We start from the raw sequence: 15,448 nt of genomic DNA, 5'->3' as shown, positions 1-15,448 counted from the left end.
TGATAGGCAGAGCGATATGACCATTCCTTTTCAGGCTACCAAGATAGCGGCAGCAGTGTTGGCACTGGCCCTTGTTGGCGCTTGTTCCAAAAAAGAGCAGCAGCCCGAAGAAGTTGCCAAAGCGGAAGCTGAGGCTCAGATTGTAGAGTCCAAGACTGTACCTGTGCCCTCAGGCCAAAAGGTAGAAGATGCGGATAAGCGTTTTGATATCTATGTACCGGTTGAGCTCACTGCAAATCTAAGCGGTCTCTCCGACAACCAGCGCAAAATGATTGGCCTGCTGATTGATGCCAGCCAGATTATGGATCGCTTGTTCTGGTTGCAATCCTACGGCCCAGCTGAGGAATTGCTGCCGGATATTGAAGACAACCGCGCTCGTAAGTTTGCCGATATCAACTATGGCCCCTGGGACCGTCTTAACGACAATAAGCCGTTTATTGTTGGTTATGGAGATAAGCCCCTGGGTGCTAACTTCTACCCAGCGGATATGACCCGCGAAGAGTTCGAGAAATGGGACCAGGCAGGAAAAGACGGCTTGTACTCGCTGGTACGCCGCAATGAGTCTGGCAGTCTCGAACTGGTGCCTTACAACGAAGCCTACAATGCGGACCTGAATAAGGCGGCCAGCATTCTGCGCCAGGCAGCTGAATTGGCTGAGAGCAAGGAATTTGCTAACTACCTCACCATGCGTGCCGATGCACTTCTCTCCGATAATTTCCGCCCCAGTGATATGGCCTGGATGGATATGAAGGAGAATGATATCGATGTGGTTATTGGTCCTATTGAAAACTATGAAGACCAGCTGTTTGCCTATCGTACCGCTTATGAGTCCTACGTCCTGCTGAAAGACAAAGAGTGGAGTAAAAAACTGGCCAAGTTTGCCGCTCTGCTGCCCGAGCTGCAGAAGGGTTTGCCGGTTGAGGAAAAATACAAATCTGAAGAGCCCGGTACTGATTCAGACTTGAATGCCTACGATGTACTCTTCTACGCCGGCCACAGTAATGCTGGCTCCAAGACTATCGCCATTAACCTTCCCAATGATGAGGAAGTACAGCTGGCCAAAGGCACTCGACGTTTGCAGCTGAAGAATGCAATGCAGGCCAAGTTTGACAAGATCCTGGTGCCGATCAGCGATGTATTGATCGCAGAAGATCAGCGCAAGAATATTACCTTCCCGGCTTTCTTTGCCAACACCATGTTCCACGAAGTGGCCCACGGTTTGGGAATTAAAAAGACCGTAGAAGGCGGCAATAATGTTCGCCAGGCTTTGAAGGAAACCTCCTCCGCCCTGGAAGAAGGTAAGGCTGATATCCTCGGTCTGTACATGGTTACCCGCTTGCATGAAAAAGGTGAGTTGGAAGAGGGCCAGTTGATGGATAACTATGTCACCTTCTTGGCGGGTATCTTCCGCAGCGTACGTTTTGGTGCGGCCAGTGCCCACGGTAAAGCCAACATGATGCGCTTTAACTACTTTAAGGAGCAGGGTGCCTTCACTCGCGATCCCAAGACTGGTCAATACAGTGTTGATTTTGAAAAGATGCAACAGGCGATGACCAACTTGTCTCGTTTAATCATTACTATTCAGGGTGATGGCGATTACGAGAAAGCCAAATCATTGCTGGAGACCAAAGGCGTAATTGGCCCTGAACTGCAGGCTGATTTGGATCGCCTGGCCGAGGCCAATATTCCGGTTGACGTTACCTTTATTCAGGGTAAAGAAGTACTCGGTTTGAAGTAATTTTCTTACCTTTTGTTTAAAAAACCCGGCACCCGCCGGGTTTTTTTGTGCCCCTAAACTTTATCCCCGCACGATTTGTAATTTTCCCCGCTGATTGCAGCTTAGTACTTTAAGTACTTTTTCTTATGGCGGAATTAATAGTCACGTCCAAACTAAGGAGGCGGTCTGTATCCCGGGCAAGGAAATCCAACTCTTATACACAATTGATAGAGGTTTTACATGGATATTAAACAGTCAGTTATTAAGTCATTAATATTAGGCGTAATGGGGCTATTTACAGCGTCATACTCTTTTGTAGCTTCAGCTCAGGTATCCTGTGGTGATGTTATTACAACCGCCGAAGTGCTTACACAGGATTTATCCTGTGACCTTACTGCTGCTGAGCCAGATGCCCTTACGATAGTTGGTCCTGAAGGTAGTTTGAGTATGGGAGATTTTTCTGTGACCTGTGATACAGGTGCGGGATTTGGCGGTGCTGGAATACGTATCCTGGGCCAAGGTGCGGTGTTGACTGGCGGCACCATTAATGAATGTTTTGACAATATTTTTATAGGCGGTGTGGGTTATCACACGGTGGTCGGAACTGAGCTAGTTGGTAGTGTTGACGATGGTATTGATATTGACAGTATCTTTAACAATATTAGTGGATGCATAATCACTGATAGTGGTCGAGTAGGTGTTGATATGGATGATGATTTTAATACTCTCTCTTCTTGTGTTGTATCGCTCAGTGTCTCTGATGGAATTCAGGTAGATGATAGCTTTTCAAATGTGTTCAATAATATATCTACATCCAATGGTGGAGCAGGAATTCTAATCGAGGGCTCATCCAGTAATATAATCTCCCAAAATTTAATAGCAAGTAATGATGGTGGAGGTATCGTTTTGGAATTCACGAGTTCGACTAATAATGTCATAACTGGAAATTTCTCTGAACTTAATCTTTCCTTTGATTTATATGATACGGTTGACCCCGATTGTAGTGGCACCAACACTTGGTACGCTAATGTTGCCATTACTAAAAGTCCAAGCTGCCTGGATTGAATTTTTTGGCGATTTGCGAAACTTACTAAAAAGGGAGAAGGAAAGAATACGCCGCGCTCGGGACCCTATGAGGCATGGATGCCGATTAGGAGCTTACAGAGATGTATTCACTGTGTGTCTCGAGTGCGGTGTATTCTTTCCTTCCACCCCAGTAGTAAGCTGTGTCTCTTAGGCGATTCAATTGAATAGTGAGAGTTAGCCTAAACTTGAGTCGCCTTTTGGTTTTCTTTAAGTTTGTGAGGCGATTCAAAAAATAGCTGTTTGTGATGAGGCATTGATGGCTATGAACCGTAGTGTTGTTAATGCACAATAAATTTGATGCTATATTCTAATTGTTTGGCGGTTAAGCGGTATAATTGAAGCTCCCAATTGATCAATATAATTCAACTATAACAATGGATTGATTATGTCTCGTGTTCTGTACTCGGGTACTAAAAATGCATCCACTTGGGCCTTTAGGGCTTGGTTGGCATTGCGTGAACAGGAAGTTCAATTTGAGGAAGTGGTTGTAGATATTCGCCGGCCACAGCGATTCCAGAATTTACAGCGTATAGGAGAGCTATCCCCTGCGAGATCAGTACCCGTACTGGAAGAGGGGGAGATGATTATTTTTGATTCCTTGGCCATTATGGAATATGCCAATGATATTGGTTCTGGTGAACTGTTACCTCAAGATCCATTGATGCGGGCCCGAGCCCGGGCCATGCTTAGCTGGCAACATTCTGGGTTGTCCGGGTTGTGTCCACGTCTTTCCTTTGAAAGTGCATTTTATCCAGATAAACGTCTAATGACCCCTGAAGAAGAGATGGATGCGGAGCGCTTATTTGCCGCTTGGGAAGGAGAGCTTGAGCAAAATGGTGGCCCTTACTTGATGGGTGCTTTGTCCCTGGCAGATTTAGCCTTTGTGCCAACCGTGATAAGAATTTTCTCCCACGCCCCAAATTTGCAGCCCTGGCCGCTTACTAAACAGTGGATAGACCGGTTGCTGGCGCGTGACAGCGTAAAAGAGTGGATGTCAGAGGCCACTGAACCGCCGCCGGTAGTACTGTCGGATTATCGGTAGGGACTAACTTCCGCAGAGATCAGGATTTTTTAGTGACTAAACCCGTTAGGTGAAGCTGTACCAGCTTCACCTTTTTTACTATTAGTGGCGTAAATTAATCGGAAAAAGAAGCAGGGTACGTATTTTTTATCGTAAGAAAGTTTCAAGCGCAATCACTGGCTAATAGTGATGCCAATGAGGTCTAAACTGTGCTGGGTTAACCAGTGCGCCAGTTGATGTTTGAGGCGATCAATTTATCAAATATTAAGGATAATATTTAGATCAATGAAAAGATTAGCCTTTAGTCTATGTTTCTTGTTGAGTGGTGGAGTGCAGGCATCATGCCACTTGGAAGAATATGAACGCTTTATCAATACTCAAAGCCTGGTAATGCTTGAAGCATCCGTGAAGCTATTTGAGGAGGATAAGGAGAAATTTAAAATTATTAAGCCGTTTGTAAAATTGGAAGTTCGCAATAACAAGCTTAAGGTTTATGTGGCGAAGAAATTGAGTGAGGAGGAATCCTCCGTTCTTAACTTTGAAGGCCCTATTGCGAATTATGTTCCCAGCGTATCCGTGCAAATTATGCCGGATGGCTCCATACGGGATAAAGTTGATTTGGCGATGTCTGATGATGTTTTTTATCGCACAGAGAAAACGGCCATGGCACCACTGCAAAGCTTATATATGTTTAACGAGGGAATGAATGCAGCGGAAAAGAGAAAATTCACACGTGCAAGAAACTCCCTGAGTAAGCATATGGAGACCATTGAACAATTTTCATATATGAAAAGAGCCTTCACAATGCGTCTTGAAAATGTTTGTCCGGTAAATAGCTAAACACCTAGACGTTCATGCTACTGTTTGAAATAAAAACTATAGCTTTGTTCCTGGCTACGGCGCTTGCAGAGATAATAGGCTGCTACACGGCTTACTTGTGGTTAAAGCAGGACAAGAGTATTTGGCTTCTAGTACCTGGCGGTATAAGTTTGGCGATATTTGCTTGGTTATTGACGTTGCATCCGGCTCCAGCGGGCCGGGTGTATGCCGCCTATGGGGGAATTTATATTTTTTCCTCAATAATGTGGTTATGGCTGGTTAACGGTGTTAAACCCACTGTTTGGGATGTGAGTGGTGCCGCTGTAGCAATGCTGGGTATGGCTATCATTATGTTTTCACCGAGGCAGATGATCAATTAGATTTGATAAATCTATGCGCTTATTTAAGGGTGACTTTGTGATTTATCCTTAAAGCTGAGAAACTCTTGGATCGCGTAAATATCTTACAGTTTATTAAGCCAGCTGATAATTGCTTCGTGTTCAATATTTCCAATGGTCGATATGCTTGGGTGGCTTCTATTGGGAATTTTCACCAAATTAATATTTGATTGATCTAAAGCTATATAATTACCATAGGGTGCAATTAGATCCGAGGGGGAAGATATTAGCAGTATGGGGAGCTTGGAAGAATAGAGAAGGGGAAGTATATTGGTATCACTCGGTTCAATACCAGACTGCTCCAGAGCCAGATTTGCTCCTTTTCGAATTTTATTTTCGGGTATAACCCGGCTAAGTATGGGATGATTGAGCCTACCGTAGTTATACACGGCTTGATCAAAAGGGACCATTGGGGCAAGTAAAATAATTCCATTTAAGTCAGATCTCATGGCTGAGATATAGAGAGCCGTTAAGGCTCCCATAGAGTTTCCTACGATATATAAGGGCTTGTCCTTGATGTCCCCTTTACTGATGAGTGCATCAATAAGTTTATTGATGATTTCACTATCTCCTACACCATATTTTTTGGTGCTATTCGATTCCCCGTGACCAAGGAGGTCCGGAGCTACAACTTGAAATCCAAGAAAGCGAAAGTATTGAGCAGAAAATAACATGAACTCTTTTGATGATCGGAACCCATGTAATAAAATCACTGTTCCAGAATATTTTTCTTTCAGTGCATCTTTTGGTAAATCAAGTTTAACGGTGCTTTCTTTGCCGTCGGTGTCATATTTGACTGAGTAATGAATGCCGTCTTTAGATGAAGCAGGAGCGTGATAATACCTGATGTATTCTTTGCTTTTTTCTATATCATAGCTGCCTTTTTTAAACCCTAAGTCTTTAATTTGTTCTTGGGTTATTGTCTCATTGAAAGGAAAGCTTTCAGATTTTTCAATAAGTTTGGCAATTCTCTGAGAGAAGCTAGACATGCTAAAGCATGTGCTAATGACAGCAAATATCGTATTTAGTTTAATTGCATTTTTCACTGGCCGTTGATATCCAATGGACCTAATCGTATAGAGAAGGATATCTTGTTGCGATTAGGTTTGGCTGGAATTGGTGCCAATATAGCCAGTTCCTGAAAATGGTAACTTATTTAGAGAGGCTAGGCGAAATCCCTCTAATGCTGGCAGGAGAGAACACCTTGTTTCTTTAGAGCTTGTTCGATCGTGCCAAATAAATGCTCGCCGAGTGTACTTTTTGTCTTAAATCAACAAGAGTGACGGCAAAATCAAAATTTGAGAAATTAGATTTTAATCTCTGTGGGCTGCGTGATACTTTATGCGCCGCTATAGCTACATAGATACGGTTGCTGTATTTATGTACAGTATTGGGTTGTATAAGGCAAGAGATGAATATTTCCCTAGAGGTTGTGCAAGAACTGGCCCCAGACCAGGCTTCTTTAAACGCAGCCAAAAAACTGTTGAAGCCGGCTAAATGGCCTTTGCGCGGTAAAGCGGCTTCCGTAAATTGTATATGGGGGCAATGCCAAGGGTCGGGGGCCAATCCCTATTACACCATGGCAGATACAGTAGATCACGGTTACAAGTGTACCTGCCCCTCACGTAAGTTTCCCTGCAAGCATGTTCTAGCCCTTTTGTGGCAATTCGCCGATGGGCCGGATGACTTTATTGAGGCTGAGACACCGGAGTGGGTAGTAGAGTGGTTGGGGCGGCGGCGTAAGAGTAAACCTGAAGCCCAAGCTGAGACAAAAGCTTCTACCAGTAAAAACATTCACGGTATTTCTGAGGAAACCTCGGAAAGTAAAGAGGCGCAGAAAAAAAAGGAAGCGGCCAGGGCTAAGCGGGCAGCGCAGACACGCGCTAAAACCAACAAGAGTATCGCCACCGGGCTAGGTGAATTCCAGCAGTGGGTTGAGGATCAATTGCGTACTGGCATGGTGGGATTTCTCAAGGAACTTCGCCAGCGCTGCCGCTATATCTCTGCGCGCTTAGTGGACGCCAAAGCTGCCGGCCTGGCATCCAGGGTTGATGAGCTTCCAGCCAAGGCCCTGGGGCTTGCACCACAAAAACAGGCGGAAGTGGTATTCAAGGAGTTGGGGCAATTAATGTTGCTCAGCAGTGCTTGGCTCACCAATGAGGAAGATGTGGATGCTCGCAGGGCCATTGCCGTTGCCGAGAATCGTGACCAGGTCTTGGAAAACCCTGCCAGCCCCCGACAAAGGGGGATTTGGCAGAATGTTGGAGAAAAAGTGAGCACCCGTCGCGATGGTTTGGTGAGCCACGCTTCCTGGTTGCTCAAGCTTGATAGTGACACCCCAGTATTTGCCCTGTTGTTGGATCACTATCCGGCTTCTGCGGGGCGCAGGGAGGTGGGCATTGGTATCGGCGCCAGTGTAGAAGGGGAGTTGGTTTATTATCCCGGTCGCATGCCTCTGAGAGCTTTCCCTGTGGAGTTTAAAGTGGTGCAGGATGGTGTGAATCAGAGATGGCCAGCCCAGCAAGAGAGCGTGTTCTCCCACTACCAAAAGCAGTTGTCTCAGCAACCCTGGATAGAACAGGTACCGCACCTTCTTGAAGGGGGGCGTCTACTGCGATGTGCCAACGGCAATTATTGGTGGCGCTGCTCGACTGGGCAGCAAACGCTACCGCTCAACAATGAACAGATTCCCTCTCTACTACTGGGTTCAAAATTACAGGCGGCGTTTATTTTGTGGGATGGAAGTAGTGCTGAACTGCACAGCGCGCGGACAGATGAGTGGGGGACAATCGCATGTTGACGCCTGAGAAAATCCAGGAAGAGCAGTTGTTGGTAGAGCGCCTACAGCAGCGTTGGATGGTGGGCAGTGATTTGCCCTTAGAGCTCGACGCCCTACCTGAGTCCTGGCGTCCATTGTTTGAAGGTTTGGAAGAGGAGCGCATGGCATCAGCGGCAGTAGCGCTTGTCAGCCAGCACCAAAGCGCACTCTATCAGCCTCAGGCGCCGGGGGAGTTACGCGAATTTCCCTTGTTGCCCGAGTTGAATAAGCCCGTGCTTCCCTACCCAATGCGGGCCCATTTTCGACGGGTCACTGAAAGCGTTCAGTCCCGCTCTGTGGAGCAAACCGGGTTGCTCCTGAAGTTGCTGTTACAGCGGGGCTATATTGCTCATCCTGCGGACTGGCTTCCCTCAAGTAATGATGAAGGCTTGCCGGAAGTCTATTTACCCTGGTCACAATGGGCCGCGAATGAGCGGGGTAGTATTGATGATTCTGAAGCGTTAACTGAGGAAAACTGGGATGATTGGTATCCCTCCAGTCGCCTGGCAAAGCTCAGGGAGTTGCGCTTCAGTAACCCCGCCGCCGCTTTGAATTTGATCCAGACCTGCGCCGGGCGCGAACCCGCTGATAAGCGTTTAAGGATCGTGCGAGTTCTTGCTATCCGGCTGAGTGAGTCCGATGGGGAATATTTACAGTCCCTGCTTAAAGATCGTTCACAAAAGGTGGCGCGTCTTGCCAATCAGTATTTATCTCGATTGGGATTGTCATCGGAACTTGAATCTAATACTCAGGAAGAGTCTTCTGCGCAGGAATTGGCTGAGTTTTACGAATTACAAAAAGTGGGCTTGGTAAAGAAGCAGTTGCAACTATTGCCCCGTAAGCTCAAGAGCAAAAAACAGCAAGCCATTCGCTCGGAATTTTTGCAGAAGGTATCTCTGCAAAGCCTTGCGGAAGCACTGGATATCAGCGTGACTGACTTAGCTGGGGCTTGGCAGCTCGATAAAAATCGTGATTATGACAACCAACGTTTTGTTACCAATGCGGTAAATACTTTGCCAGATAAGGCTATTGCCCTGCTGGTCACCAATATTGAGAGCTACCTGGATACCGGTGAGGCCGGTATGTCTCTCTTACATAGTTTATTGCCGCGCCTGGAACAGTCCCGCCGTGCCGAATTGATGTTTGGACTTTTGCGCAATAAAAAGGCCAAAGTGGATTTTCAGGATTTACTCAAGTTTTTGCCCGAACCGTTAACGGAGCTTTCCTGGGATGATTTGAAAAAAACGTCGCCCTGGAAGGCGCTGTTAAAGCTCGTTGTTGAGGAGTTAAGTGAGAGTGGTTATTTGCAGTCTATTTATCTCCAGCGGGAGTTGACTGCACTGGGCTTGATGTTACCCAGAGAGACCGCTCGGCAGTTACTGGAAGCGCTTTTTGAGCAGGGTGTGCTACGGGCAGACCCCGCAACTGACTGTCTTCGATTTAATAGCGAGCTTGCCGGCGTGGATGGCCTTTAGTCCATACACACCCAACACAGATTTAATTTTAAGACCGATCGTTGCCCGGCAAAATTCATAAAATAAGCAGTGAATTTCCGGGCAGGTAAAACAAAAGGATTCCCCATGAGTGACGTACTTCGTCAACCCGCTGAAATTACCTACCAATCAGAACTGGATGCCTTAAAAGCAGAAGACACCGGAAAAAAACCAGAGAATTGGAGTCTGTCTCCGCAGGCAGTCGTGAAATACTTGATGGGCGGCACAACGGCTGAAGGTGCTGAGATAAGTGCAAAATATATCGGCAACCGCCGCCTGATTGAAACTGCTGTTGCCACCCTCGCCACCGATCGAGCACTGCTGTTACTCGGTGTGCCGGGCACGGCAAAGTCCTGGGTATCTGAACACTTGTCTGCGGCGATCTGTGGCAACAGTACCCGTGTGATCCAGTGTACGGCGGGCACCGACGAAAACCAGATTCGCTATGGCTGGAACTACGCTCAGCTACTGGCAAAGGGCCCCAGCAAAGAAGCCCTGGTGCCAACGCCTTTATATCGCGCTATGGAGCAGGGTACCTTGTGTCGCTTGGAAGAGCTGACTCGTATGGGTTCTGATGTTCAGGATACATTGATTACCGTGCTGTCAGAGAAAATGCTGCCGATCCCCGAGTTGAATGATGCGGTTTATGCGCAGCGCGGTTTTAATGTAATTGCTACAGCCAATAATCGCGATAAGGGCGTTAATGAATTGTCCTCCGCGTTAAAGCGTCGTTTCAATGTTGTGGTATTGCCGCTGCCCGATGATATGAATGAAGAGGTCAGTATTATTTCTCGCCGCGTGGCAGAAATGGGTGAGAGCCTGGAGTTGCCAGTGCCGGCAAACGCGGGCGAAGAGATCGAGAAAATAGTGACCATTTTCCGCGAGCTACGCGGCGGTGAAACACTGGATGGAAAAATAACCCTGAAAACACCGTCCGGTAACTTGTCTACGGCTGAGGCAATTGCGGTAATGGTGGGTGGATTGAGCCAGGCGAACTGGTTTGGCGATGGTAAATTCAGTGCAGAAGAGCTTTCCAGTAATTTGGTGGGTGCCATTGTCAAAGATCCAGTGCAGGATAAAGCTGTATTGGAAGAGTACTTGGAAACGGTCCTGAAAAAGCGCCGAGACTTTGCCGGTTACTACCACACCATGAACGAAGTACTGTAAGGGATATCCCGTGTCCAAGGTGGATTGTCATTATTTTGGTATTCGGCACCACGGGCCCGGTTCTGCGCGGCGCCTTGTCGCCGCGTTGGATCAGCTGAAGCCAAAAAAAGTATTGATAGAGGGCCCCGCTGATTGCAGTGAATTACTGCCTCTGCTGGCTAGCGCACAGATGCAGCCGCCGGTAGCGCTACTCGGCTATGCTGCAGAGTCGCCCGGCTCCAGCCTTTACTACCCGTTTGTGGAATACTCCCCTGAGTACCAGGCCTGCCTATGGGCTGTACAACAGGGGGTAGAAGTTAAATTCATTGATTTGCCCATTAATATCCAGCTGGCGCAGTTACTCCAATCTGAAGCCCAGGACCCTGAAGCGGAGCAAAACGGCGGAGAGTCTGATTCCCCTGCGGTGGCAGGCGAGCCAGAGCCACCATCTGATACCTCTGATCCTATCGGCCTTTTGGCGAAGCTGGCGGGTTATGAAGATGGTGAGGCCTGGTGGAATGACCTGATCGAGCAGAATAACGATGACAGTGCGGAGATATTTGCCCGGGTAGAGTCGGCGATGACCGTGCTGCGCGGAGAAATAACTGAAACCGCGCCGTTATCGCAAAGGGATTTACTGCGCGAAGCCTATATGCGCCTGGAAATTGCCAAAGAAAAGAAAGGGGTGGAAGGTGAGGTTGCTGTAGTCTGTGGGGCCTGGCACTTACCGGCATTTCGTGAAAAGCACACAGCAAAAGATGACCGCGCACTGATTAAACAGCTGCCGGCGAAATTGCCCAAGAGCAAAGTGAAAACCACCTGGATTCCCTGGACATCGCCGCGATTGGCGATGGCCTCCGGTTACGGGGCTGGGGTTGCTGCACCTATGTGGTATCAGCATATTTGGCGCGAGGGCACCGGCGAGCAGTGGCTGGAGCTTTGGTTTGGGCGGCTGGTGCGCGCATTGCGCGAAAGTGGACAAGTGGTCTCTACGGCTTCGGTTATTGAAGCCGTGCGTCTGAGTCGCAGTTTGGCAGCCGTTAGAAATCGTCCAGCTCCGGGGTTTGAAGAAATTATTGAAGCCGCTGTGGCCTGCCTCTGTTTTGGCGAGCGCCTTATTTGGCAGCAGGTAGAAAGAGAGTTGCTTCTGGGGGAGCAAGTTGGGGCTATCCCCGAGGATGCCCCACTGGTGCCCCTGCTGGAGGATCTACAGCGCTGGCAGAAAAAGACCAAGCTAAAGCCCACCGCTCTGGATAAAGAAGTTTCCCTGGATTTACGCAGTGATATCGGCCTGAATAAATCTACGTTACTGCACCGTCTTGCTGTGCTGGAAGTGCCTTGGGGTAAACCCTCCCATACCGGAAAAAGTCGCGGTACTTTTCGGGAAAACTGGGTGCTCAGCTGGCAGCCGGAGTATGCGGTAAAATTGGTGGAAAACTTAGTTTACGGTTCCACCATTGAGCAAGCGGCTAACAATAAACTTATCGAGGCGATCTCGGCTGAGAGTCATTTGGGCAAGTTAGCAGAAGTGGTTTTGCTGTCCCTCGAATCTCAGTTGCACCGGGCTTCTGAAGCGGGCCTGAAGCGATTGGCCGAGAGAGCGGCTTTGGCCAGTGACGGTATCGAGCTTCTCGACAGCTTGCCGGCGTTAATTCAGGTACAGCGCTATGGTACCGCGCGAGAATTAGCATTGGAGCAAGTTGCCGGCCTGGTAGAACGCTTAGCCATGCAATCTGCCCTGGCCCTGCCGTACGCCTGTCGCAATCTTAACGATGAAGAGTCCCTACGGCTGCGAAACAGTATTCACAGCGCTCATCAGGCACTGCAATTGGCAGAGTTGGGTGATGAAATCATGGAGGACTGGTGGCAAGCCTTCGAGCAACTGGTAGACAGCTCTCTTTCCAGTTTACAGGTCAGCGGCCTTTGTGCGCGTCTTTTGTATCAAGCTGAAAGATTTGATGGATATCGCTTACAGCAATTGCTGGAAAAATCCCTGTCTCCAGCGGTAGCTGCCGCCGATGCAGCACGATTTTTTGAGGGCTTTTTTGCCGAAGCGGTTGAGCGCCTGCTGTACGACCCGGTATTGATGGGAGCGGTACAGCGCTGGTTGCTGCATCTGGACGAAGAAGTATTTATCGAGTACTTGCCCTTGTTCCGGCGCGTATTTTCCAGTCTCGATGCGATGGAGCGTCGGCGCATGATGGAGCTGGTACTCGGTGCCCGGTCTAATCCCTCGGTATCCAAAGCCATTAATCCCGAAGTTTTGCCGCTGTGGTCAGAGCATCTATTGCGTATCGGCAAATTAATCCACAAGGACAAGACATGGGCGCAGTAAACGAAGTGTCTGAAGAGCAACAACCCGATGAGATAACGGTCGATAAAGACCAGCAAAAGGAACGCCGTTGGCGCTTGGTGCTAGGGGCTGATGAAGGTGAGTCCGGGCTTTCTGAGCGGGATATGCGTTTGTCCCAAGCGTTAAGTGCGCTTTATGGCAGCGGGGACTCAGAGTCTGGTAAAAAAGGTCGAGGCGGGTTGTCCCGCTCGTCTCCGCAAGTATCCCGTTGGCTGGGCGATATCCGCGAGTTCTTTCCGACTTCTGTAGTACAAGTTGTCCAGCGCGATGCGTTTGAACGCCTTGGCCTCAAGCAGATGCTCATGGAGCCCGAGTTTTTGTCAGCGATTGAAGCGGATGTTCACCTGGTCGCAGACTTGGTTAGTCTTCGTTCAGTGATGCCCGAGAAGACTATTGAGACTGCTCGCCAGGTCATCAAGAAAGTGGTCGATGAGCTGATGGAGCGTTTGGAGCGAAAGACCACAGAAGCGGTTAGGGGAGCTGTCAATAAATCAAAACGCAGCTTTAGGCCGCGTTTTGCCGATATCGACTGGCATAGAACTATTCAGCAAAATCTCAGGCACTACCAACATGACTACCACACAGTGGTGCCTGAGAAATTGATTGGTTTTATGCGACAAAGTCGCCGACTTGCGGACCTGGATGAAGTTATTCTATGTGTCGATCAGTCCGGCTCCATGGCGACATCGGTGGTGTACAGCTCAATCTTTGCAGCGGTAATGGCTTCAATACCGGCAGTGAAAACCAAACTGGTCTGCTTTGATACCGCAATAGTAGATCTTACTGAGGACCTGGAAGACCCAGTCAGCGTTTTGTTTGGCGTGCAACTGGGCGGTGGCACAGACATTAACCAGGCGGTGGCTTATTGCGAGGATAAAATTGAACGGCCTGGCAAGACACATTTAATCCTGATTACCGACCTGTATGAAGGGGGGAATGAAGAGGAGTTAAAAGCGCGGGTTGCTAACCTTGTTCGCCAGGATGTAAATGTGATTACCTTGCTGGCACTCAGTGATGATGGGCGTCCATCTTATGACCAGTCTTTGGCGGAAGAGTTTGCTGCAATAGGCTCTCCAGTTTTTGCCTGTACACCGGATCAATTCCCGGACCTGATGGCAACGGCGCTGCGTCGCGAAGACGTCCTTAACTGGGCTGCAGATCAGGATATTAAAGCCGTTCGGCCAAAGACTTAATATCTTGTTAGTTAAGTGATGGAGTGAGTGTGGGCACTTACTCCATATCTGATACTTTTTCTATTCTCTCAGATTATTAAAACCATAGTTTTTTAATCATTAGATAGTTATCTAACATATTTTTTAAATGAAATTGTTTATAGTGATTTGTTATTGCTCAATTCGACATCGGTTTAATAGCTGAATGTATGATCCTGGGAAGTTCGTATGGGTTACAACCCCAAAGATGCGTTTAATGTAGCTTTCTCGAAAAAAGTCCTGGTCGTCAATTTAGCCCAATTATAGAGCATTCCAAAATTTCCATGTCTCAGTCAGTCATTACTATAGAGATTGAACTCTATAGTGGCATATGGTGCAATTGGAATGATAGCCTAGTTAATATTTTGATCTGTTCACATCTTTACTTAAACATCTAAGTTGTTACGTAAATGTTTGTATATATAAAGGGTAAGAAATAGCCGGAGAAAGTGTAGGTAAATAAAGGGAGGATTTATACGAATATTTTGTTGAGTGGTGTGGCAATATTTTACTGTTTTTTTTCAAAAGGAAAATTATCCCATTTTTCTAGTGCTTTTTTCCTATTGTGTATCCGCTATTCATGGATATATTGATCATTATGTTGGGTAGAGGTGGCCGGGGTCTTAAATTTGTGTGAGTACACTAGTTAAGGCTGAAGGGGCATTTGGATTCTAGTGGTATTCCTTGAATACTAGAGAGCTTCAGATAAGTGATGGTTGATGATTCAGGTTATATAAGATTAACTCTACTGAGGATATAAGCATGAAAAACTATACTTCAATTTTAGTAATTCCCTTGATGGCATCTTGTGTTCAAGCACAGGCAGATTCAAGTACGGCAATAATTGAGCAGTTAAGTAATAATAATAATGCGCAAATCACCCAGATGATAAGCATGAATGATAGTTCTACCCTGAAACAGGTAGGGGATTTCAATTCTATTATTTCAGAGCAGAGAGAAAGTTTGCAAGGTGCAATCATGATCACTCAGGTGGGGGATAATAATTTCGTTTCCGCCGTCCAATTTTCGATGTCAGCTAATAATGTAGCTAATAGTAATGTAGCTACAGGGAGCCAGCAAGGGGATGGTAATATGTTTTTCATATCCCAAACAGATAGTTTTAATAGCGCCACCATTAATCAGCAGGTGGAAATGAACCAGGCAACAACTATTCATGCTGGTATGTTTAATAGTTCAGTTACCAATCAGATTGGTACAAGTAACATAGGTACAACAATACAGTCTGGAGTATCACATTTGGCTTCAGTCTCACAGACAGGGGATATGAATATGTATACCGTAAGTCAAGGTCTTCAAGTTAGGCAGACAGCGGTTATTAATCAGCTGGGTAGTAATCAGAGTGCAATTATTCTGCAATAAGAATTC

12 protein-coding genes are annotated in these 15,448 nt (G+C 47.2%); 11 read left to right on the top strand and 1 reads right to left on the bottom strand.

Annotation, left to right across the window (positions count from 1 at the left end; genetic code table 11):
- The first annotated feature begins 16 nt into the window (after positions 1 to 16).
- The 5 genes from ACJJIN_RS11745 to ACJJIN_RS11725 all read left to right on the top strand — a co-directional run bounded on the left by ACJJIN_RS11745 (position 17) and on the right by ACJJIN_RS11725 (position 5,023).
- The gene (locus ACJJIN_RS11745; protein WP_282931726.1) at positions 17 to 1,738 is read left to right on the top strand and encodes a DUF8614 domain-containing protein; all 1,722 of its coding nucleotides are present in this window, start codon (positions 17 to 19) and stop codon (positions 1,736 to 1,738) included.
- Positions 1,739 to 1,957: 219 nt separating this feature from the next.
- Positions 1,958 to 2,782, top strand: a complete 825-nt coding sequence (locus ACJJIN_RS11740) for a right-handed parallel beta-helix repeat-containing protein (protein WP_282931727.1) — start codon at positions 1,958 to 1,960, stop codon at positions 2,780 to 2,782.
- A gap of 406 nt (positions 2,783 to 3,188) precedes the next feature.
- Positions 3,189 to 3,845 (top strand): glutathione S-transferase family protein, encoded by a 657-nt coding sequence (locus tag ACJJIN_RS11735; RefSeq protein ID WP_444898205.1) that lies wholly within the window; start codon positions 3,189 to 3,191, stop codon positions 3,843 to 3,845.
- Positions 3,846 to 4,109: 264 nt separating this feature from the next.
- A complete protein-coding gene (locus ACJJIN_RS11730; protein ID WP_444898204.1) occupies positions 4,110 to 4,664 on the top strand; it encodes a hypothetical protein in 555 nt (184 codons plus the stop codon).
- Between the two features lie 20 nt (positions 4,665 to 4,684).
- A complete protein-coding gene (locus ACJJIN_RS11725; RefSeq protein WP_444898250.1) occupies positions 4,685 to 5,023 on the top strand; it encodes a YnfA family protein in 339 nt (112 codons plus the stop codon).
- 83 nt (positions 5,024 to 5,106) lie between these two features.
- Here the strand turns inward: ACJJIN_RS11725 and ACJJIN_RS11720 are convergent, their stop codons facing one another.
- Positions 5,107 to 6,087 (bottom strand): alpha/beta hydrolase family protein, encoded by a 981-nt coding sequence (locus tag ACJJIN_RS11720; RefSeq protein ID WP_444898203.1) that lies wholly within the window; start codon positions 6,085 to 6,087, stop codon positions 5,107 to 5,109.
- A 365-nt stretch (positions 6,088 to 6,452) separates the two neighbouring features.
- Here ACJJIN_RS11720 and ACJJIN_RS11715 point away from each other — a divergent pair, with 365 nt between their 5' ends.
- The 6 genes from ACJJIN_RS11715 to ACJJIN_RS11690 all read left to right on the top strand — a co-directional run bounded on the left by ACJJIN_RS11715 (position 6,453) and on the right by ACJJIN_RS11690 (position 15,442).
- Positions 6,453 to 7,841, top strand: coding sequence for an SWIM zinc finger family protein (locus tag ACJJIN_RS11715; RefSeq protein ID WP_444898202.1), 1,389 nt, complete (start codon positions 6,453 to 6,455; stop codon positions 7,839 to 7,841).
- A complete protein-coding gene (locus ACJJIN_RS11710) occupies positions 7,835 to 9,334 on the top strand; it encodes a DUF5691 domain-containing protein (protein WP_444898201.1) in 1,500 nt (499 codons plus the stop codon). Before ACJJIN_RS11715 ends, ACJJIN_RS11710 begins: the two co-directional genes overlap by 7 nt.
- A 105-nt stretch (positions 9,335 to 9,439) precedes the next feature.
- Positions 9,440 to 10,519: an ATP-binding protein gene (locus ACJJIN_RS11705; protein ID WP_444898200.1), complete on the top strand. Its 1,080-nt coding sequence runs from the start codon at positions 9,440 to 9,442 to the stop codon at positions 10,517 to 10,519.
- Between the two features lie 10 nt (positions 10,520 to 10,529).
- Entirely contained in the window at positions 10,530 to 12,833 is a 2,304-nt protein-coding gene (locus tag ACJJIN_RS11700) for a DUF5682 family protein (protein WP_444898199.1), read from the top strand.
- A complete protein-coding gene (locus tag ACJJIN_RS11695; RefSeq protein WP_444898198.1) occupies positions 12,821 to 14,044 on the top strand; it encodes a VWA domain-containing protein in 1,224 nt (407 codons plus the stop codon). Before ACJJIN_RS11700 ends, ACJJIN_RS11695 begins: the two co-directional genes overlap by 13 nt.
- Before the next feature lie 780 nt (positions 14,045 to 14,824).
- Entirely contained in the window at positions 14,825 to 15,442 is a 618-nt protein-coding gene (locus ACJJIN_RS11690) for a hypothetical protein (protein WP_444898197.1), read from the top strand.
- Positions 15,443 to 15,448: the final 6 nt, after the last annotated feature.

It is taken from the genome of Microbulbifer maximicatervae (SeqCode) (assembly GCF_052467505.1).
This window is presented reverse-complemented; position numbering and strand designations above follow the sequence as displayed.